Below are 20292 nucleotides of genomic sequence, written 5' to 3' on the forward strand. Positions count from 1 at the left end.
CGCGCAACATAATCTGTCTTTCTTCCTTTTTTCCTATCCCCTGTTTCGTCTATGATCATTGTTATTGCTTCTCCTTTCGCAAAACTCAGAATTTTATTAATTCTTCTTTCCCTTACCTCCTCTAACGACCAAGGGCTGTTACCGAAGAAATAGTCAAATCCTTGTCCATTTTCTAGTCCTACTACCTTAGCTATTTCTGCGAAGGTTTTTCTCTTTATATTCGCAATTAATCCTAGATGCAAGTATTCAAAGCTTCTCATTCTCACTTTTGGAAATAAAATAAGCCTCTGTATCCTTCGCAGTATTTGTCAATGAATTATACTGTTTCTTTTGCTTCACGTGGGGCAACCATATACCACCTCCGCATTTCAGACTATCTTCTCCGTTTTATCCTACCCACAATGATAGAAGAGCGATAGTTAACTTTTCTTGGGTGATAATCGAATCTTGAGCCAGTTTCACTCAAACAATTCTTTTGGCATTTCCATGAATAAATTGCACATTTAGATCAAACCCATTTCTCCTAGGTTTTTTCTTAGTCGATCTGCCTCCGGAGATTGCCGTTGTTCGTAAAGGGCGATCGCCTGTTGGAAAGCATCGACACTTTCCTGAATTAGCCCAGCTTTAAAGCTAGTAACAGCTAAGTTTTGATAGGCTTCAGCATAATCCGGTTGCAGGGTAATAGCCTCTTGATAACCTTTAATAGCTTCTAGCAAATTCCCTTGGGCTTTGTAAATCATAGCTAGATTAAAAAAGGCGATCGCCTGGGATGGATCAATGTGAATTACTGCTTGATAAAGCTTAATTGCTTCGCCCAATTCCCCCAAGTCTTGTAAAAAAGCACCGTAATTAATCAAAGCACCTAATTTTAGCGGCAATAAAATTTCTTCATCCAGGGCTTTTTGATAATGCTTCCGAGCCAGTTCCCATTTTTGTTGGCGACGGTAGGCGTTGGCCAAATGGTAATGCAATTCAAATCGCACAGGGATGGAAGCTGTATTGCTTTTTAGACCCTGCTTGAGTAGTTTTACCCCTTCTTTTTCATCCCCCAAACTAAAATATAAGGCTCCCAACTTACTGCAGAGGTAAGGATCCTGGGGATTATCCACCCTGGCTTTTTCGAGTAAATGCTTGGCCCGTTGGGTTTTGCCCCGTTGCCTGAGTAAAGTAGGGTCATAGCCCTGGTGCAAAATGGCCACCCCCGGTAGGTCAATCACTTGCCAATCCGGTTCCTGGGTTAATAAGGCCAACACACTGTCGTCAATGGTTTCGTGGTAAGCACGGTTAAATTGCACTGCCGGATGACGACGAAACAGTCGGGATACCAAGGAATAGGGAGATTGATTACTGCCCAGTTCGTGGCGCATTAGGTTCACCACTAAGGCATTGTCCATGGCGATCGCCTTTTCGATGCCATCTTTTACCAAAATATTCAACCTTTCGTCCGCGTCGAGGACTAAAACCCAATCTCCAGTGGTGGCCGCTAGGGCCTGATTGCGAGCCAGGGCAAAATCATCCTGCCAAGGCACAGTGATCACCTTAGCTCCCGCCTGGGTGGCAATTTCCACTGTGTTATCGGTGGACCCTGTATCTGCTATGACTATTTCGTCCACTAAACTCGCCACACTGGCCAGGCAATCTCCTAGGAAAGCGGCTTCGTTTTGAACAATCATGCAAAGGCTGAGGCGAGGCATAGACATTCAGGCAAAATTGGCAAAAGGTCAGTCAATCATCCTAACCGAATTGTCCGGTAAGATGGGTGTGGTTTCCAAGCAAAATAGTCCCTTACCCTTGGGCTAGGGCTAAACGGGGAACTTTTGCCCCCGTAACTAGACCGATTAAATTAAATTCAACTCACAAAGACTAAACTTACTAGCAATTAACGAGGAGGTTGAGGGTGGTGGACTGGAAAGTTCGGGCAATTCGGGGTGCAACGACGGTTTCGGAAAATAGCTCTGAGGCAATCCGAGATGCGGTCTGTGAGCTACTGGATGTCATTGAAGCGAATAATGCCTGTCCCCCTGAAGACATTGTCAGCGTAACCTTCTCCGTTACCCCCGATCTCGATGCCATTTTTCCGGCGGCGATCGCCAGGCAGAGGCCCCGTTGGGAAAATGTACCCCTGCTAGATGTCCAACAAATGTGTGTAAAAGGTAGTTTGGAACGGTGTATCCGGGTGTTGATCCATGTCAACAGCCAAAGTCCCCAGTCTGAGATGTACCACGCTTATTTACGGCAAGCTCGCAGTTTACGCCCCGACTGGCATCTAGCCAGATTTTAAAGATTGACCAAGGCTTGACCAAGACGTTACAAGATCTTAATTTTTAACGCTGCTAAATACTGCAATTTTTCGTACATAGAACAGACCTAATTGCAGTTTATTATTCCCTGAATATCAATATCAAGTAATTGGGTTGGGAGAATTCGCTTCGGCGATCATTTCTCGTTTAATCACCTTGTAGTTCCAGAAACCAAAGATTAACCAAAAAGCTAATAGCCCAGAGGTGGAAATTAGCATGGGAACTAGGCCAAATTGTCGGATCAAAGTAGGGGCCGCTGCTGTAAATAATCCCCCGCCAACAATGGGTTCAAAAAATAATTGTTTATAGGCAAAACTCTCAAATGCACCCGTGCGGTTATGGGGGTCCACCATTTTAATTAAGAGAATTCCCGTGGCAGTAACTCCCATGGATTGGCCCATATCACCAATGCCCCGTTCAAACCAGTAGCTCGGTAAAATTTTTGGTGCTAGGTAGACAAAAGCGACAATATTCCAAACAATTCCCACCAAAGACAAACTAAGAAAAACGGGCAAGTTAGCCCCCAACACTTGCAGTTTAATGGAAGCCAAAGCAGTCACCACCACTAAATCCAGTGCAACCCCAGCAATTCTTTCCTGTAAATTGCGAATAATTAAGGTATCTAAATCCAACTTTTTCATGATTAGTTGGACAATAATTCCCCCGATCAAAGCCATGGGGAATAGGGGAATGGCTCCAGCTAACTCAAAACCCGTTTTTCCCCAGGTGAAAAATTCTAATAACCTAAGTAATTCTAAAATTATCCAGCCAATCAACACTGCTAGGGCCGTAAAACCAAAGTTTAAAGACAGGGGATCAACTAAAAGATTCTGCATTAACCGGGCCCTTCTGGTTAAAACCCGATCGCTCTCTAGATGGGCCGTAGGTTGAAATTGGGCGTCTCCTGATGGTACTTCCGTTGGTATTTCTTGAATGTAATTATTTTTTCTGCCCCAGTCGGCCAAAATCGTTCCGGCAATTACCCCTGTAACAATGCCCACCGTGGCTAATCCCAGGGCTAAATCTCCCCCATCGGGAAAGTTTAACCTGTTAAAAGTTTCTGCCATCCCCGCGGCTGTTCCGTGGCCTCCTTCAAAACTAATTTCCACTAAAGTTGCAATGATGGGATCGACATCAAATAGGGGAATTAAAATCAATAAAGTTACCAGTATGGGCAGAACATATTGGCCCCAAGCCAACGTCTGGCCAAAGGCTACCTGGGGAGCAGTTTTTCGCCAAATTTCCTTTGGTTTGGGAATGGTTTCCCCTAGGAAGAGAGCGGCAAAAACTATATTTATAAATACTCCGGGGGATTGGGCCCAGACCGCACGGGTGGTTTCTGAAAATACGCCCCCCGCTAAATAGCCGTCGGCAGGCACCCCCAAAGCCACGGCAATAGCACCGAAAACTCCAGGCCCCAACAACAGGGCGATCGCCCCGGCGATAATCGATTCTGGTAAATATAGTTTTTGAAATAGTTTAATTTTTTGCTTAAGAAACCTACCCGCTAGGATTAAAATCGCTATGGTTATAAAGGCAAATAAAACATTAATTAAACTGAGCATTATGTGGTTTTACTAAAAATTTTGACTAACAAATTCAAGACAATGGTGGCACCAGCTTTAATGCTGGAAATAGTTACGGACAATTTCGATAATTTTTTGGCTAGCGGTACCATCCCCAAAAGGATTGATGGCGTTGGCCATTTGCTCATAAGCCTGAGGTTGACTTAGTAATTCCCCGGCAGCCTTCGTAACCGCAGCTGGATCCGTTCCCACTAATTTGGCAGTTCCAGCGGCGATCGCCTCTGGGCGTTCCGTTGTTTCCCGCAACACTAACACAGGTTTTCCCAAACTAGGAGCTTCTTCCTGCAGACCCCCGGAATCCGTCAACAGTAAATAACAATGCTGAATTGCCCCCACCAATTGGGCGTAATCCAAGGGTTCTGTCAGAAAAACCCGGGGATGATTACCCAACGCCTTTTGAATCGGTTCCCGCACAGTGGGATTACGGTGCATGGGCAGCAATAGGGCCGTGTCGGGAAACTGCTCTAGAATTTGGCTAAAACTGGTCAAAATATCCTGCAAGGGCTCCCCCCAATTTTCCCGGCGATGCACTGTAGCCAGTAAAACTCGATGCTTCTGCCAGTCCAAACCTGGAATGGGACAGGCTGGTTTTTGTTCCGCCACCGTTAACAGGGCATCAATGACCGTATTGCCCGTTAAATGGATTTCCCCGGTGACATCGGACCGCCGTAAATTCTCCACCGCCAAGGTAGTGGGGGCAAAGTGCAACTGGGCTATTTGGGAAATTAGACGGCGATTGGCTTCCTCTGGATAGGGGTTAAACAAATTATCGGTGCGTAAACCTGCTTCCACATGGCCAATGGGGATTTGTTGGTAAAAAGCTGCCAGGGCCGCAGCAAATGCAGTGGTGGTGTCCCCCTGGACAATGACCAATTGGGGCGGTTTTTCTTGCCATAGTTGTCCTAGTCCTTCTAAACAGCCCTGGGTAATGTCCGTGAGGGTTTGCCCCGGTTGCATAATTTCCAGATCTGCGTCCGCCGACAATGCAAATAAATCCATCACCTGTTGCACCATTTCCCGATGCTGTCCCGTTAACAACACTTGGGTGTGCATATCAGGCTGGGCCAGGAAAGCACGGATCACTGGGGCTAATTTAATCGCCTCGGGGCGGGTGCCCAGGGTAATACAAACCGATAGGGGAGATACAGGCATAGGTCACCAACACAGATAATCCCAGGTTAGCGGAGAGGGGCCCCAGGAAAATCTGCTTTAGGCAAAATTAAGCAAATTTCCTAGCTCACCATAACTTGGTGCTCACCGAAATTCTGGGTCAAAATGGGAAGGAATTACACTAAATCCTCTAGCCCATCTTCCCAAACCCATGAAGCCGATGCGGGAATCTTCCCCCCAAATCTGTCCTGTGCCTATCGACCAACAGCCGGTCAACGAATATGAAGCGCTCAAATCCGCTTGGCTCTATTCCTGGGGTCAAGTAGATCTGCTTAGCTACGGCAAAAACCTCACCCGTCTGGCCCTGCTGATCAGTTTTATTGTCAGTCCGATCGCCTCTGCCAGTTTTTCGGTGGAAAAGCAACCGGTTCAATGCGGTTTTCTGATTGTGCTGGGTATTTGCCTTTTATTGTCTCTGTTTGTGTTGCGCTTGATGTTGGGCTGGCGTTACGTTGGCGATCGCCTAGGGGCGGAAACCGTCACCTACGAAGAATCCGGTTGGTACGATGGCCAGGTGTGGCGCAAACCATTGGAAGTGCAAACCAGGGACCAACTTATTTTGCGCTATCAAGTTAACCCCGTACTACAACGTTGGCAAAATACTCTGAAACTCCTGGGGGCCACCATGGCGATCGACATTCTTATTTGGACCATTTTTCGATTTCTCCATTGAGCAAAATTGCACAGATTAAACAGATCAAATGGGCTCTGATCCGTGCAAAGTGCCCTAAATGCCTAGAATTGAGGATAGGTTAATCAATAGAACCCCGCGAAACTTTACCATCATCGGAAATTCCCCCAACAGCATGAGCAGAGGAAAACGTCCCCACACTACCCCCATCGAAGTGCATTTGCTGAGGGAAGGCATCATCGAATCCCAGCACTGGGCTGAAGCCACAGTCTACGACGACAGGGGAAGGGTTTTAATGCTGGCCGGCGATAGCACCAGCAATGCCTTTATTCGCTCTTCCCTCAAACCGTTTCAAGCCCTAGCCGTCACCAGCACCGGTACCATGGAACGCTATGGTCTTACCGACAAAGACCTGGCCATTATGTGTGGTTCCCACCAAGGCACCATTGAACAAGCTCGGCAGGTATTCAACATTCTTTGGCGGGCCGACATTGAGCCTCAAGCTCTGCAATGTCCCATACCAGCGGGACAGGAAAGCCCTCTATACCATGGTTGCTCCGGTAAACATGCGGGGATGCTGGCCGTTTGCCAACAACAGGACTGGCCGCTCCACAGTTATTTGCAACAAAATAGTCCCATCCAAAAACTAATTCTGTCCAAAGTAGCGGATCTGTTGGGCATGCCCGGAGCCGAATTGATCGCTGCCCATGACGACTGCGGTGCCCCCACCTACACCATGGAGTTGGGACAAATAGCTCATTTGTATGCGCTGCTGGCTTCGGGGCAACAGTTGGGTCTGGAACGAGTGGCTCGGGCCATGACTTACTACCCCTATTTTGTCGCTGGGGAAGGCTGTTTTGATACGGAACTTATGCAACAGATGGAAGGAGAGCTGGTGAGTAAATCCGGCGCTGAAGGGGTGCAATGTGTGGGGCGAGTGGGAGAAGGCTTAGGCTTAGCCATCAAAGTAAAAGACGGTTCCAAACGGGCTAAGTATGCTGTAGCCATTCACCTGCTGCAACAAATGGGCTGGATTCCTCCCCAGGTGGCGGAAACTCTGTCGGAAAAATTCGTCCGGCTGGGTAAATATAAACGCCTGGAAGTGATTGGCGAATTAGCCATGCTGTGAACTCTAAAAGTTGGGGGTGGATCAGCCCATTAGAACGAAAAAACGAAACTCCGATATTTAGCCCAAAATAATTTGGGGCATAGCCAACAGGGGGATAAAAAGGCAAAAAAAAGACCGTGTCCTAGGAAGGGTCACGATCCGGAGGGAAACCGTCACAAAGCAGGGAAGCCAGCGCTTAAAGATATTTTTCTAGGGTGCTGGCCAGGGTGGTTTTGGGCACGGCTCCCACCACCATATCCACTCTCTGGCCCCCCTTGAAAATCATTAGGGTGGGAATACTGCGGATGCCATACTGACTAGCGGTATTGGGGTTCTCGTCGGTGTTTAACTTAACGACTTTGACCTTACCTTCGTACTGTTGTGAGATTTCATCAACGACGGGGGCTACCATGCGACAAGGGCCACACCAGGGAGCCCAAAAGTCTACGAGCACGGGTAACTCGCTGTCTAATACATCCTCTTTAAAACTTGCGTCGGAAACTTGAGGGGTAGCACTCATACTGGAAATCCTTCTAAACCTCGTGATGGGCTGATTAGAATACTACCATAACCAATTGTTGACCCCTGTATGGAAAAATATCGTGAAACTTAGAATTTATTCATCTTTTGTCACAGTTGGCGTCACACTTTTCCCCCTGGGGAGCAGATAAGAAGAAACCGCCCGAACATCATCCAGGCGGAGTGTGGTGTGAGGAGTGAACGGAAACTTACGTCTCCGCCCTCTTCATTGTACAGGTTGGGACGGGGGGCATAGGGTTTTTGCCGGTGGGGAGTTCCGTATTTGTTAAGTTTTTTAAAGGGATTTTTGGGGTGATTAGATCCATTTTCCAGTGAAATCCAGAGATAAAGGTTGGTCAAAACTATGACAAGAACTGTGATTGTGGTCGGGGGAGGAGCAGCTGGCTTTTTTGGGGCGATTAACTGTGCCAGAAATCTGCCGGAGGGTAGAGTAATTTTGTTGGAGGCGGGGTCGAAATTCCTGGCTAAAGTCCGCATTTCTGGGGGGGGACGTTGTAATGTGACCCACCATTGCTTTGACCCGACCCAGTTAGTGCAAAACTATCCCCGGGGGGGTAAGGCGTTGCGGGGAGCGTTCAGTCGTTTTCAACCCCAGCAAACGATCGCCTGGTTTGGGGCGGAGGGGGTGCAACTCAAAACGGAAGCAGATGGGCGGATGTTTCCCGTTACCGATGACTCAGGCACCATTGTGGATTGTTTGCTGTCGGCGGCCCGGCGATCAGGAGTGGAGTTAAGAAATCGATCGCCAGTGCAAGGGCTGGAAAAACTGGGGGAGCAATTCCAAGTAACGCTTAAATCGGGGGAAATCATTAATGGCGATCGCCTGTTATTGGCCACGGGCAGTAATCCCTTGGGCTATCGCTGGGCAGCACAATTGGGTCATACCATCCAAGCTCCGGTGCCTTCCCTGTTTACCTTTAACATTCCAAACGCCCAGTTGACCGATCTGGCCGGGGTGAGTGTGGAAAACGCCCTAGTGAGTTTAGACCCAAAATTTAAAGGAATCTATTGTCACCAGGGCCCGGTGTTGATTACCCATTGGGGGCTGAGCGGCCCAGCGGTGTTAAAGCTATCTGCCTGGGGAGCAAGACAATTACAGGCATCGGGTTATGACCATTCCCTCTGGATCAACTGGCTGCCTAAAGTGACTCCCCTGGAATCCATGGCCCAATGGCGAGCAACAAAGCAAAGCCATCCCCGCAAACAAATCGCTAACTTTACCGCCACTGCTTTACCTAAACGACTTTGGCAGAGGTTGACGACCCAGGCTGGTATTAAACCGGGGCAATGTTGGGCCGATTTTTCCAAGGTTCAGGAGCGACAACTAACAGAGAATATCCACCGCTACCACTGTCAGATCAAAGGTAAAGGGGTGTTCAAAGAAGAATTTGTCACCTGTGGGGGCATTACCCTCAAGGAAGTGGATTTTAAGACCATGGCTAGCCGTTGTTGCCCTGGATTATATTTTGCCGGGGAAATCCTCGACGTAGATGGTATTACCGGCGGTTTTAATTTTCAAAATGCCTGGACTACGGCTTGGTTGGCGGCCCAGGGGATGGCGGCTCCATAACATTCCCTTAATTCCTCCTCAGTAAGTTGGACTAAAATTCCAGTGCCAGCCCTGATTAACCCGGTGAAGTTTATGAGACCCCTAAGTCATCGCACCAAAATTGTGGCCACCATTGGCCCCGCCAGTAGTTCGGTAGAGGTGATACGTCAGATGGTGGATGCGGGCATGAATGTGGCCCGGCTGAATTTTTCCCACGGTAGTTATGAGGACCATGCCACCATGGTTCGCCTACTACGGTCAGTGGAGCAGGAAATGGACACCCCCATTACCCTTTTGCAAGATTTACAGGGGCCCAAAATTCGGATTGGTCAGTTGCCGGGGGGAGAAAAGCAACTGCGGGAAGGGGAAAAAGTTTCTTTGGTGCCGGTGGAAATTGGCGATCGCCATCCTGGAGCGGTGGGCATTGACTATCCCCATTTGGCGACGGAGGCAAAAGTAGGGGAAAGAATTTTATTGGACGATGGTTTACTGGAAATGAAAGTTGTGTCCATTCAAGATCCAGAGGTAATTTGTGAAGTGGTGACCGGGGGCATCCTCAAAAGTCGCAAAGGGGTCAATCTACCGGGTTTAGTCCTAACCCTACCTTCCATGACGACCAAAGACAAGCAAGACTTAGAATTTGGTTTGAGCCAAGGCATTGACTGGGTTTCCCTTAGTTTTGTCCGCAAAGGGGAAGATATCCACACCCTTAAACAATTTCTCGCTGAACGGGGCCATCCTGATCTGCCGGTCATTGCCAAAATTGAAAAACCCCAGGCGATCGATAATCTAGAAGAAATCGTGGCAGTTTCCAACGGCATTATGGTGGCCAGGGGGGATCTGGGGGTGGAAGTAAACCCAGAAAAGGTTCCCCGTTTGCAAAAGGAAATTATTCGGCGCTGTAACGTGCGGGCCATTCCGGTCATCACCGCTACCCAAATGCTAGATAGCATGATTCAAAATTCCCGACCCACCAGGGCGGAAGCCAGTGACGTGGCCAACGCTATTTTGGACGGCACCGATGCGGTGATGTTATCGGGGGAATCGGCAGTGGGACAATATCCCGTTAAATCAGTGCAAATGTTGCGAAAAATTGCCGAAGAGACGGAAGTGGGTCTACATCTTGTTAATAATCCCCCAATAGAAAATACGGAAACCCATGCCCTAAGTGAAGCGTTAGTGGTAATTGACGGAATTCTAGATTTAAAATACATTGTCACGTTCACCACCTCAGGTTTTACTTCTCTCCTCGCTTCCAACCAAAGACCGTCGGTGCCGGTGATTGCTTTCACTCCCTCAGAAAAGGTTTACCATAGCCTCAACTTAGTTTGGGGTATTATTCCCTTTTTAATTAACGAAGAATTTGACACCTTTGAGGATTTAATCCAACAGGCGGAGGTACTACTGCGGGATAGAAAAATGGTGGAAAAGGGCGATCAGTTGCTAATCATGGCGGGAATTCCCACTAAAATACCCAGGGGCACTAATTTCCTCAAGATTCACCGTATTTCTTAAAACCTATGCCTCAAATCCATAGTTGCTGGACAAGGATTCTACACTACTGTTTTCAGGAAGTATACTTGGAATAATTTCTAGAAAATAGCAAAATTATGTCATTATTCCCTCTTTTAACCGCTTTGTTAGGGATTATGCCCGCAAACACCATTGAACAAGTTCCTGCTGTTGTTGAAGCTGAAGCTCGTCCTTTTCTGGTTAGCCAAGCTAACAGCGCAGATATTTTGGTGAAACTCCCCCGACCCCAGGGTAGTCCCAAGAATGTAGGTAGCATGTTCATGGCCAATGCCTATGGACAACAGGGCCTAAATTTTCAAGCCCAGGGTAAACCAGCCCCCACGGTGAAGTTTTACCAAGACGCTCTGACCAAAATGGGCTACGCAGAAAGAACCATCAACACAACTCAGGGAGATTGGGGCTTCAGCATTGTCTTTGATACTCCGGCAACGTTAACTTTAACTCCCAAAGATTCAAGCAAAGCAGTGGTGTTGGTTATTCAGGGAACCATGCTTGGCCCTGACACCATTAACCTTAATCTCCGATTTGAAGAGATTTAATCTGCTAAAAAAGCAATAGTCTCACCTGCTTAACCTAGCAAGCCAAATTTTGTGGGTGGGGCTAATATTTACTGCGATTCAATATGCGGAAATCAGTTTCAAAACAGTAAAAGACTACCAGGTGAGATCATCATAAAGATTAATTTCTAATTCCTGTACCCCTACTGGCACCGCACTAATACAAGCGCAAATGGGAGTGCCATCCCCTAGTTCCACTTCGCAAGCATGGCAGGAACCCATTAAACAGCCCGTGGGAATAAATACGCCAGCCCTCTCTGCCACATCTAAGATTGGTTCCCCTACCCGGGCCGCTACCGTCACATCGTCAGGCAAAAAGTGTATCGTTACTGCCATTAGTGCTTCCTAATCTAAATAATTTTTCGGCATTTGTTTGGTAGATTTTGCGTCTTTCCTGATCGGAAATTGGTGCATTATCCAAGAAAGAAACAGCCTCTTCAACTGACTCATACGGATAATCCGCAGCAAAGAGTACGGCGTCGGAACCAAGCACTTCTAACACATGGCGCAGAGCGGGTGGGGAACAAACCCCACTGGTGGTGATGAGAAAGTGATCTTTGAAATATTCGCTGGGTAGACGAGGCATTTTAGGCACTGCGCCAATTTCTACCTGGAGCGAATAACGGTTATCTAACCTTTGTAACCAGTATGGTAATCCTTCCCCCATATGGCCCAAAACAATTGTTAATTTGGGAAAATGATCGAATACGCCGCCCATAATGAGACGTAAACCGTGGGTTGCAGTTTCGACAGTAAATCCCCAGCCTGCAAAATAGAGTCCATAGTCTAGAAAGGGAGAAATCATCTCTGGGGAAGGGGTTCGAGGGTGAAGATAAATGGGGGCACTGTTGGCCTCGGCGGCGGCGAAAATTTCCCAATATTTCTGGTCATCGAGGTATTCTCCACCGGTGTGGGAATTGATCAATACACCACACAGCCCAAGTTTCTGTATGGCTCGCTCAATTTCTAGGGCAGCGGTTTGGGGAGATTGAGGGGCCACCGCCGCCAGTCCCGCAAAACGATCAGGATGATTTTTGATGGCCTCACTTAATTGATCATTGGCCTGTCGGGCAAGGGTTGTGGCCAACTCAGGCTCAAATACCTGTACGCCTGGAGAGGTAATAGAAATAACTTGTATATCAATGCCAGTCGCATCCATGTGAGCAATACGTCCAGCACCGAGGTCTATTAGTCGTTCGTGGATAATTCTTGTGCCGGGACTATCCGCCAGAATCGTTTCGCCCATTTTACGAAAACCTGGTTCGTTTTTTGCCCCCGTTGCAATGACATTTGCCCACTCATCAGCAATCTCCTGGGTAACAAAAGCTTCTTCTACAGCAATTCGTTTCATCATGTTAAAAAACTGTTGATTTAAGGTGTCTCATTTTCCTCTGGGAGAGATTGTAAAATCGGCTCAAGGTTGACATGGGTTTCAACAAAATCCGCTAATGAATCTAACATACCTTCCCGTTGTTCTTGATAATTACCAATGGAGGTTGGTAATGGGTCCAAGCCCCGTCGTTGACGTAAATTATTTAACCAGCACCGTCGCCAAGCACCGTTATCGAATAGGCCGTGGAGGTAGCAGCCCCAAAGGTTTTGTTGGGCATTGACCATGCCCAGCTCTTCTTGGTCAAACATGGGCAGAAAGTCTTGGCTATGCTCCGATCGCCGACTTAGTCCCTGGTGGATTTCATAGCCAGTGACAGTTAAACCTGATGGGGGAGCGTGGGTGATGGTCTGACATTGGCGGGTAATTTTTTCTTGGTTAATAACCGTGGTTAGGGGTAAAAGCCCCAACCCTTGGCAATTACTGACATTGCCTTCTATGTTTTCCGGATCGGCAATGGTTTGCCCCAGCATTTGATAGCCGCCACAAATGCCCATCACAGTCCCTCCAGCTTGGGCATAATCCATAATTTGCTGCGCCATGCCACTATTTTGTAGCGCTTGCAGATCGGCGATCGTGGTTTTACTGCCGGGAATAATTACGGCGTCGGGGTTGCCTAGTTGCTTTTCTAAGGGAAGATAATCCACGTAAACACCGGATTCCGCCTCCAAGGGCTCGAAGTCAGTAAAGTTGGCAATGCGGGGCAAGCGCAGTACTACTATGCGAATATCTTCTTTGCTGGGGCGGCCACTTCTTTCTAGTATATCGAGGGAATCTTCGGCGGAGAAAAGATTTTGCCCGTAGGGAATGACACCCAAAACAGGAATGCCGGTATATTCTTCCAACCAAGTAATCCCGCTGTCCAGCAGGGAACGTTGGCCGCGAAATTTGTTGATAACAATACCCTTAATTAATTTTCTTTCCTCCGGCTCTAACAGTTGCAATGTACCGACCACATGGGCAAAGACCCCACCCCGGTCAATATCTGCAATGAGAATGGTGGCGGCCTGGAGATGGGTGGCCACACGCATATTGGTCAAGTCTCGATGTTTGAGGTTAATTTCTGCTGGACTGCCTGCCCCTTCGCATACCACTACGTCAAAATCCTGGGCTAGGGTCTCTAAAGAGTTGGCGATCGCCTGCCAGCCTCGGTCAAAGTAATTCTGGTAATATTCCTGGGCCCTGGTTGTACCTACGGCCTGGCCCAACATAATCACCTGGGAAGTCATATCCCCCTGGGGTTTGAGCAAAATTGGATTCATCGCTACCCTGGGAACAGTCCCCGCTGCCCAGGCCTGCACTGCTTGGGCATGGCCCATTTCCCCTCCATCAATGGTGACAAAGGCATTCAGGGCCATGTTTTGTCCCTTAAAGGGGGTGACCCGATCGCCCCGACGACGGAGCAGACGACATAGCCCTGTGGTCAAAAAGGACTTGCCTGCATGGGATGTGGTACCCACCACCATAATTGCTTTCATGGTCAAATTTTGCTTGGACTGAATGGAAGAATCAGCTAGGAAAACAAAGCTCCTGGGGCACTCCATTCTATGACTGTATGGCTCCATCCCCTATGAACCCGCCAAGTCAGTGGCCCCAGGCGATCGCCGTTTAAGGCAAGGATAACTTTTTGAGCATAATGTAATGGTTAATGACCAAGTAGATTGATAATATAAATAATCAATGTTTAACAGGGATGAAACGTCAATTAATCTTGCAGGATTAGCCATTGAAATTAACGCTATTAATTTCGTACTATCTGTTGATATGGGTCGAAAATCTTTGATTATAATTATACTATTTTCTGCTGGATAATATATGAAAAGAATTGGTCACATGTTGGTGACATTTACCATATTTTTACTACTAGTGCTAACTATCCCCACCGTAGGTGTTGCACAAAATTCGGCACAATCAGGAGTGCTCCAAAGTCAAACACAAACGGAAAATGCAATTGACGGCTTTCCAGTCACCCTCGATGGCAGACCTATCTTCTTTATTCGGAGGGGAGTTTCTTCGTTTTCAGCTGAGGATAGGGCCAACGCCATTACGCAAAGAATTAAAAGAATTGCCCAAAATTACTCTATTGCTCTCGAAAACCTAAAAATTGCACCGAATCCCTATGATAATTCACTTTATTTAAGTTTAGACAAAGAAGTAATTCTAACGATAACTGAACAGGATGCAAGGGCTTATTTTTCTACCCCAGAAGTTTTAGCCCGAGATGCTCTGCAAAGCATTAAAGATGCTATTGAACAATATCGCCAAGCCCGAAGACCTGAGCAATTATTAAGAAACATCATCTATACCGCCATAGCCAGCTTTGCTTTTTTGAGCACTGTTTTTTTAATTATCAAACTTTCAGGAAAGCTATTTCCATGGTTTAGGGCATTGATAGAATTCCATGTACCGGGCATTAAAATACAAAATGCTGAGATTATATCTTCCTCTAAAATAAGTTTTTTAGGTCTGCGAATTCTTCAGATAATTCGTCTAGTTTTCCTATTGTTACTTCTATTTTCCTATGTTGCCTTTGTCCTACGCTTGTTTCCTTGGACGAAGGTTTTTGGAGAAAGCATTGTAGACCATTTATTTCAGTCCTTGGAATTGGTTTTATCTGGGATTAGTAAATACCTGCCCAATGCTTTCATTATTGCCATAATTATCTTTCTTACTTACTACCTAATTCGGATAATTAAACCTTTTTTTACGGCTATAGAAAGGGGAAATCTTGTCATACCAGGATTTTATACTGATTGGGCTAAGCCTACCTACAATCTTCTCTTATTTATTATCATTGCTCTAGCGGCGGTGTTAGCTTTTCCCTATCTGCCTGGTTTTGATTCCCCTGCTTTTCGGGGTATCTCTGTTTTTCTTGGTCTTCTTCTATCCCTCGGTTCTACTTCAGCAATCACCAATGTAATTGGAGGAATTATTCTTATCTATACCCGTGCTTTTCAGATTGGCGACCATATTCAAGTGGGGGATGTTATTGGAGACATCATAGAGAAAAACTTTTTAGTTATTCGTATTTGTACCCCAACAAATCAAATTATTACTATTCCCAATTCATCTCTATTGATTAGTAATGTGATTAATTATAGTATTTCTTCACGGGAATTGAATAAGTATTTGATTCTTCAGACAACAATTACCTTGGGCTATGATGTCCCTTGGCAAAAAGTTTACTCAACCCTAATCGAGGCCGCCTTAAATACTGAACATATTCTCAAGAGTCCTGTCCCTTTCGTCCTACAGACTAGTCTGGACAATTTTTATGTCAGCTACCAGCTAAATGCCTACACCAATCAGCCCAATTTAATGGTGATAATTTATTCAGAACTACATCAAAATATGCAAGACAAGTGTAATGAAGTCGGCATTGAAATTTTGTCACCCAGCTTCACTGCCCTGCGGGATGGAAATACATCTACCATGCCAGAGAATTACTTACCTTCAGATTATGTGGCTCCCCCCTTTCGGGTTCAATCTTCGGATTCTTCCGGACAATAAATCCCCAATCCCCTCACCCGGGAAAAAATGTCGGCAAAATTTCCCTTCAAAAGGAAGATAAATTTCCTCAGTTCGACTTTTTCAACTCACTCTCAGTCTCCGTTTCCTAGCCGTGATTTCTGGCGCCGATGGTTCGTATGGCACTAGAAACTTGATTGGCTAAGCGTGCGGCCAGTAATCCCGAAAAGGCGGCGATCACCACTGTGCCCAGGCATGTTATTTGGGCTGTTTCTGGCCCTCCCACCCCTAGCACCATCGCCACCGCAGTTAACGGTAGTCGATAGCCACCGGCAATGCCAGCAGCGGCCCCGGCAGCCCCAGCCAAATCTCCCGAGATTCCAAATATGGTGGCAAATACCCGACCAGTCAGGTCCCCGATCGCCAAAAAAGGAACAAAAACACCGCCACACCCCCCAGCTAAAACCGCCGCCGTGGTGGAAGCGGCCCGGAGTATGGCCACGGCCAGCAGGTGATAGGGAGTTGTTTCAATATTTTCCGCCCAGACTATGGCTGCTCCCCCAGGACCAAACGCCGCCGCCGGAGTAGCAATTTGGGCGATCGCCACTGCCAGTAATAACATTGCCAAACTACCGGCCAGAAGGCGAATGGCAGGTTTAGTCCGCAGGCCTCTGGCCCAGTAGATCGCTTCCCCCGTCAGCGCTGTAATTGTACCTGTGACCACCCCGATAAACAGAGTCGCACCCATGGCATTCCAAAGATCCGCCGGAGGCACCTTGGGCACCACAAGCCGGATCAATTGCAAATTAAAAGCAACATTAATGCCCCAGCCCACCAGGCCGCCAGCCAACATTGCCGCTCCCCGCTCTGGGGTCAACGGGATCTGCCGTCGTCCACTCAACTCAAACATAAAAAAACTGCCCACCAACGGTATCCCCATTAGGGCGGACACACTGGCCGCACCGCCACCGATCGCCAAAGGTCGCACCAAGGGGCGCAGTGCTGAATTGACACTACCCAACCAAGTTCCCGTTGCAAAACCAATATGGGCCGCTGGCGATTCCGTTCCCATGGGAGCCCCAAACCCCACAGTAGAAAGGATGGCAATGGCCCGCAATGGCGCTAAATTCCAGGGGAAGCGCTCTTCCACCCCGGATGCATTCACCACATCGCCAGTCAGATCGGCTCGGGCAATGTCATGGGGAAAAGAATACCAGGACAGCAAAGAGCCCCAACGACCAGGGGTATTGGCCTCCCGGGGCGCTACGGTTTGCACAGGCTGACCCTTACCCAATCCAAACAGGACAAGTACGGCCAAAGCAACACCGAATAAGGGAATGAGCAATAACCAGATGGGGTCCAATCCAGAAATAACACTGAGAGTTTGTTTAATTGATTCCGTCAGCATTACTGCGGCTAGAGAACCAATTAAACCCCCCAAAAGTCCCCCAACAGTCCATGTGCCCACTCTAGTAAGGAGAGGTTGGGGCTTTCCGTTAATCATGGCCTTGAATTACCTGCATTTTTTGCTAGCTCCTAGTAACAGATGAATGTCGGCAACTAAACCTTTGATAATTATCTTGATTGTCAAGCCTATCTTAACTTGACACTTTGCCAATATTTTTTATCTTCGACTACGCCAAATTACTGTGGAATTAAAATAAATATCACTGTTTTTAAGAACGTGTTTGCAAAGTTTTATTCCGCCCCCTAAATCTCCTCACTAAAGCTCCGGCAATACTGGGGGACTTTCAATCAGTTCTCCCCCTAAATTTGGAGGGCAGGGAAGCTTTTCAAACAGACTCTCAGGTCAAATAAATGCTTTAAAATAGTGAATAATTTTATTTGAACTTAGTGAATTTTGAAACCCTAGTGTATTCAATTTTTTATTGGGATAGAGAATAAGAATAAAATCACTAAACACACCTTCTCTTATTTTAAGTTATGGTTCCAAAATCTCTATTAATAATCTCTATTAATAATCTCTAGTAGATAATACGAATATCTTTTTTATAGTCCTTAATAAAATCAAGAAAGCTTCTATGTTGCAAGGAAAAATAGGTCAAGGTTTTAACTCTGTGTGAAGAAGCAAAACTATTCTTAATTTACTTACCCAAGCCTACCTATCCCAACTTTCTTTTTTCAACGGATCAGACAGAATTAGCAAGATCGGAAAGTCTCCCTTCCCCAAAACAATTCAGGGGAATACGCAGCCGAATGCTCCGTCTTTCTGGGAGACAATAAAAAAGTGTATTAACCCTAGGCAAGGGATGGTTCAAGCTCCAATTCACAAGCTTTAACCTGCTGGCGTGACACAATCCGCATTTGATGAGGATAGCGTGGCCGGGGATTTCCCACTAACCAAATGGGGGGCACCATACTGGTTTCGTAACAGTCAATTTGATATAAAACCCCCGGTTCGGATTTGAGTTCTACTATTGTCCCCGGCAAATACTCAAACATTTCATCCCAGTCAATGGGAGATGTGGTATTCATCAGCGGTCCTCCATATTGCTCAAAAGGTTTTATGCTTTCTCGACTCAGGACTTGTGAGGGACGGAATTGTACTTAATTACACTGCGGCCAGACGGTGTCGCCATAAAAGTGACAAAATCCCTGGCAATTTCCCCAAAATTTTCATTCCCGAGCAAATCAGAAAGAAATAAAACGAATAAAATCTGTATCGACTTTAACAAAATTGAGCAATGCTGGCACAAAGTACGGGAATAAGTTCACAAATCGTGACATTGGAGGCAAAAACGGGCAAATGACGATCGCCTGGATCAGGCACTGACATTGATGGGGCTGGGTTTTTCATTCCAAAAGAGGGGAATGGCGGCGATCGCCGACAGCAATTGCATGACGCCAAAAGCCACCAGTGCCACTTCAAAACCCCAATGGAGCACTTCCCCAAACAACCAACTGCCAATCCCAAAGCCGGTGAATAAAGTAAACACCTTTAGCCCCATGGTTTGCCCCAAAGTATCTTCTTCCGCCAAATCGGTCACAATGCCCACAAACAAAGGTTGAGTCAGGTCGTAGCCCAGGGACATGACCAGAATTGCCATGGTAACGGCGAGGGGGGGAATAAAAGGAACCATAGTCAAACCGGCGATCGCCGCCATAGCCAAACCGGGAGGAATTAACCAGCGTCGTCCCCAACGATCCACTGCTTTACCGATTAATGGGCTAAAAATCAGTCCTGGGACACCATAACCTAGAATATTGAGGCCAATGCTAAGGGTATCCATTTCGTAGCGTTGGGACAGGTAAAGGCCAAGCCAAGTGTACACTCCAGAGTGGTAAATACCATTGCAAAGCACGTAGCCATAGGTGCGCATGCCACGAAAATTAGACAGTACGGCCCAATAGCCAGCAAACACCGTTGCCAGGGCAGGGATCTTGGTTGCTTTGGGGGCATCGAACAAAGCCCCGTAGCGTCGCAGTCGCCAGAGCACAATCACGGGCGCAGTGGCAGTGCCAATAAACAACAATTGCCAACCAAGAAAGGGTTCTAAAATTGCCCCCCCGGCGGAACCGGCAGCCATGCCCCCCTCCATCGCCGCAAACACCAGCCCTAATTTTGCCCCCCGTTGGTTGTAGGGAAACATGTCGCCAATGAGGGCAAAGGTGAGGGGAATCACGCCGCTGGCCCCAAGTCCTGTCAGTAATCGCCAAAAGGTCATCTGAGCTGCAGTTTGAGCAGTAGCAGTTAAAGCGGTACAGGTAATAAATACTATGATTGAAATTTGGATGACGGGCCAACGGCCAAAACGGTCCGACAAAATGCCATAAAAAAGCGCCGCTAGGGCATAGGCCAACATGTAGGCGGGCACAATGAAGCCAATTTCCTGAGCAGATACGTCAAAAATTTCTGCTAAACGGGGAATCAAGGGCGCAATCATGTACCCTTGCAGGAAAATTAACCCGGCGGCAATGGCCAGCAATCCAAAGAGGCGATCGTGCTGTCGCATTCTCCCGGTGTAGTCCGCTTCCTCCAAATGGGAAAAATTAGGCTGGCTTGGTTTCGGTTCAGACATGAGGAGTATGAAAATCTATTAGCAAAGGTCCAGAGGGCCTAAGTTGAGCCATGAATCTTTGTAAAAAATAATAAACTGTGTAATTGGATACAAAACGCCATCCCTAGATCAATCACCTATATTAGTTATTAAATACCATAATAATTTGTTGTTGAAATAATATGATTGGCTCTAGTGGCGATCGCCAGGATCATTAGAATGAGAGCCGATTCCAATCCTTAAAGGAACGGAGATAACGCAAACTTCCTGATTGGATAGTACAATAGTGCTTCTACAATAGAGCCAGGGAAAAAATTACAGCTCTATCAATGGATATGAATAAAGAGAAGAATTACAACCGATAAAGATGGTACTATTTATGTGGAAAGATGACTAGAACTCTATCTAATTATAATTACCTTAAAAATAGCTTTATTCAGT

The 20292-nt window shown here is 46.9% G+C and carries 19 protein-coding genes; 7 read left to right on the forward strand and 12 right to left on the reverse strand.

Features of this window, described 5'->3' with window-relative positions:
- Together H6G46_RS00580 and H6G46_RS00585 are read right to left on the reverse strand one after the other, a co-directional pair.
- Window positions 1–260: transposase (locus tag H6G46_RS00580; RefSeq protein WP_190759816.1), on the reverse strand; the 260-nt coding region annotated here is incomplete at its 3' end.
- Between the two features lie 243 nt (window positions 261–503).
- Window positions 504–1694 (reverse strand): tetratricopeptide repeat protein, encoded by a 1191-nt coding sequence (locus H6G46_RS00585; RefSeq protein ID WP_228670063.1) that lies wholly within the window; start codon window positions 1692–1694, stop codon window positions 504–506.
- 203 nt (window positions 1695–1897) lie between these two features.
- On the opposite strand from H6G46_RS00585, the gene aroH reads away from it, so the two are divergent.
- Window positions 1898–2281, forward strand: coding sequence for a chorismate mutase (gene aroH, locus H6G46_RS00590; RefSeq protein WP_010873856.1), 384 nt, complete (start codon window positions 1898–1900; stop codon window positions 2279–2281).
- 120 nt (window positions 2282–2401) lie between these two features.
- Here aroH and H6G46_RS00595 read toward each other — a convergent pair whose 3' ends face one another.
- Together H6G46_RS00595 and wecB are read right to left on the reverse strand one after the other, a co-directional pair.
- Entirely contained in the window at window positions 2402–3865 is a 1464-nt protein-coding gene (locus H6G46_RS00595; protein ID WP_010873855.1) for a sodium/glutamate symporter, read from the reverse strand.
- A 57-nt stretch (window positions 3866–3922) separates the two neighbouring features.
- Complete coding sequence (gene wecB / locus H6G46_RS00600; protein ID WP_010873854.1) at window positions 3923–5038, reverse strand: UDP-N-acetylglucosamine 2-epimerase (non-hydrolyzing); 1116 nt, start codon at window positions 5036–5038, stop codon at window positions 3923–3925.
- 169 nt (window positions 5039–5207) lie between these two features.
- Here wecB and H6G46_RS00605 point away from each other — a divergent pair, with 169 nt between their 5' ends.
- Together H6G46_RS00605 and H6G46_RS00610 are read left to right on the forward strand one after the other, a co-directional pair.
- Window positions 5208–5729, forward strand: a complete 522-nt coding sequence (locus tag H6G46_RS00605; protein WP_010873853.1) for a CGLD27 family protein — start codon at window positions 5208–5210, stop codon at window positions 5727–5729.
- Between the two features lie 58 nt (window positions 5730–5787).
- Window positions 5788–6816 (forward strand): asparaginase, encoded by a 1029-nt coding sequence (locus H6G46_RS00610; RefSeq protein ID WP_010873852.1) that lies wholly within the window; start codon window positions 5788–5790, stop codon window positions 6814–6816.
- A gap of 175 nt (window positions 6817–6991) precedes the next feature.
- On the opposite strand, the gene trxA is transcribed toward H6G46_RS00610, so the two are convergent.
- Entirely contained in the window at window positions 6992–7315 is a 324-nt protein-coding gene (gene trxA / locus H6G46_RS00615; RefSeq protein ID WP_010873851.1) for a thioredoxin, read from the reverse strand.
- Between the two features lie 363 nt (window positions 7316–7678).
- Between trxA and H6G46_RS00620 the strand changes: the two genes are divergently transcribed.
- The 3 genes from H6G46_RS00620 (at window position 7679) to H6G46_RS00630 (ending at window position 10956) form a co-directional block, all read left to right on the forward strand.
- Window positions 7679–8905, forward strand: coding sequence for an NAD(P)/FAD-dependent oxidoreductase (locus H6G46_RS00620; protein ID WP_010873850.1), 1227 nt, complete (start codon window positions 7679–7681; stop codon window positions 8903–8905).
- Between the two features lie 42 nt (window positions 8906–8947).
- Entirely contained in the window at window positions 8948–10399 is a 1452-nt protein-coding gene (gene pyk, locus H6G46_RS00625) for a pyruvate kinase (RefSeq protein WP_010873849.1), read from the forward strand.
- Between the two features lie 134 nt (window positions 10400–10533).
- Entirely contained in the window at window positions 10534–10956 is a 423-nt protein-coding gene (locus H6G46_RS00630) for a hypothetical protein (RefSeq protein WP_223211297.1), read from the forward strand.
- 114 nt (window positions 10957–11070) lie between these two features.
- Here the strand turns inward: H6G46_RS00630 and H6G46_RS00635 are convergent, their stop codons facing one another.
- The 4 genes from H6G46_RS00635 to H6G46_RS00650 all read right to left on the reverse strand — a co-directional run bounded on the left by H6G46_RS00635 (window position 11071) and on the right by H6G46_RS00650 (window position 14091).
- On the reverse strand, window positions 11071–11310 hold the full coding sequence (locus H6G46_RS00635) for a 2Fe-2S iron-sulfur cluster-binding protein (protein WP_010873847.1): 240 nt from the start codon (window positions 11308–11310) through the stop codon (window positions 11071–11073).
- The gene (locus H6G46_RS00640; RefSeq protein WP_010873846.1) at window positions 11282–12328 is read right to left on the reverse strand and encodes an amidohydrolase family protein; all 1047 of its coding nucleotides are present in this window, start codon (window positions 12326–12328) and stop codon (window positions 11282–11284) included. Before H6G46_RS00640 ends, H6G46_RS00635 begins: the two co-directional genes overlap by 29 nt.
- 17 nt (window positions 12329–12345) lie before the next feature.
- Complete coding sequence (gene cobQ / locus H6G46_RS00645; protein WP_014407147.1) at window positions 12346–13842, reverse strand: cobyric acid synthase CobQ; 1497 nt, start codon at window positions 13840–13842, stop codon at window positions 12346–12348.
- Window positions 13843–13932: 90 nt separating this feature from the next.
- The gene (locus tag H6G46_RS00650; RefSeq protein WP_158299083.1) at window positions 13933–14091 is read right to left on the reverse strand and encodes a hypothetical protein; all 159 of its coding nucleotides are present in this window, start codon (window positions 14089–14091) and stop codon (window positions 13933–13935) included.
- Between the two features lie 88 nt (window positions 14092–14179).
- Here H6G46_RS00650 and H6G46_RS00655 point away from each other — a divergent pair, with 88 nt between their 5' ends.
- A complete protein-coding gene (locus tag H6G46_RS00655; RefSeq protein WP_010873844.1) occupies window positions 14180–15874 on the forward strand; it encodes a mechanosensitive ion channel family protein in 1695 nt (564 codons plus the stop codon).
- 106 nt (window positions 15875–15980) lie between these two features.
- Here the strand turns inward: H6G46_RS00655 and H6G46_RS00660 are convergent, their stop codons facing one another.
- From H6G46_RS00660 to H6G46_RS00670, 3 genes are all read right to left on the reverse strand, one after another.
- Entirely contained in the window at window positions 15981–17336 is a 1356-nt protein-coding gene (locus H6G46_RS00660; RefSeq protein WP_010873843.1) for a chloride channel protein, read from the reverse strand.
- Between the two features lie 755 nt (window positions 17337–18091).
- Window positions 18092–18328, reverse strand: coding sequence for a hypothetical protein (locus tag H6G46_RS00665; protein ID WP_010873842.1), 237 nt, complete (start codon window positions 18326–18328; stop codon window positions 18092–18094).
- Between the two features lie 287 nt (window positions 18329–18615).
- Complete coding sequence (locus H6G46_RS00670; protein ID WP_010873841.1) at window positions 18616–19872, reverse strand: MFS transporter; 1257 nt, start codon at window positions 19870–19872, stop codon at window positions 18616–18618.
- Between the last annotated feature and the right edge of the window lie 420 nt (window positions 19873–20292).

This window comes from Synechocystis sp. FACHB-908 (assembly GCF_014698595.1).
GTDB lineage: Bacteria > Cyanobacteriota > Cyanobacteriia > Cyanobacteriales > Microcystaceae > Synechocystis.

Coding starts and splice junctions, on each gene's coding strand:
- H6G46_RS00640 (WP_010873846.1), bottom strand. CDS start 12,328: ATGATGAAACGAATTGCTGTAGAAGAAGCTTTTGTTACCCAGGAGATT.
- trxA (WP_010873851.1), bottom strand. CDS start 7,315: ATGAGTGCTACCCCTCAAGTTTCCGACGCAAGTTTTAAAGAGGATGTA.
- H6G46_RS00650 (WP_158299083.1), bottom strand. CDS start 14,091: ATGGCTAATCCTGCAAGATTAATTGACGTTTCATCCCTGTTAAACATT.
- H6G46_RS00670 (WP_010873841.1), bottom strand. CDS start 19,872: ATGTCTGAACCGAAACCAAGCCAGCCTAATTTTTCCCATTTGGAGGAA.
- H6G46_RS00660 (WP_010873843.1), bottom strand. CDS start 17,336: ATGATTAACGGAAAGCCCCAACCTCTCCTTACTAGAGTGGGCACATGG.
- wecB (WP_010873854.1), bottom strand. CDS start 5,038: ATGCCTGTATCTCCCCTATCGGTTTGTATTACCCTGGGCACCCGCCCC.
- H6G46_RS00605 (WP_010873853.1), top strand. CDS start 5,208: ATGAAGCCGATGCGGGAATCTTCCCCCCAAATCTGTCCTGTGCCTATC.
- H6G46_RS00610 (WP_010873852.1), top strand. CDS start 5,788: ATGCCTAGAATTGAGGATAGGTTAATCAATAGAACCCCGCGAAACTTT.
- H6G46_RS00585 (WP_228670063.1), bottom strand. CDS start 1,694: ATGCCTCGCCTCAGCCTTTGCATGATTGTTCAAAACGAAGCCGCTTTC.
- H6G46_RS00655 (WP_010873844.1), top strand. CDS start 14,180: ATGAAAAGAATTGGTCACATGTTGGTGACATTTACCATATTTTTACTA.
- cobQ (WP_014407147.1), bottom strand. CDS start 13,842: ATGAAAGCAATTATGGTGGTGGGTACCACATCCCATGCAGGCAAGTCC.
- H6G46_RS00595 (WP_010873855.1), bottom strand. CDS start 3,865: ATGCTCAGTTTAATTAATGTTTTATTTGCCTTTATAACCATAGCGATT.
- H6G46_RS00620 (WP_010873850.1), top strand. CDS start 7,679: ATGACAAGAACTGTGATTGTGGTCGGGGGAGGAGCAGCTGGCTTTTTT.
- H6G46_RS00635 (WP_010873847.1), bottom strand. CDS start 11,310: ATGGCAGTAACGATACACTTTTTGCCTGACGATGTGACGGTAGCGGCC.
- H6G46_RS00665 (WP_010873842.1), bottom strand. CDS start 18,328: ATGAATACCACATCTCCCATTGACTGGGATGAAATGTTTGAGTATTTG.
- H6G46_RS00630 (WP_223211297.1), top strand. CDS start 10,534: ATGCCCGCAAACACCATTGAACAAGTTCCTGCTGTTGTTGAAGCTGAA.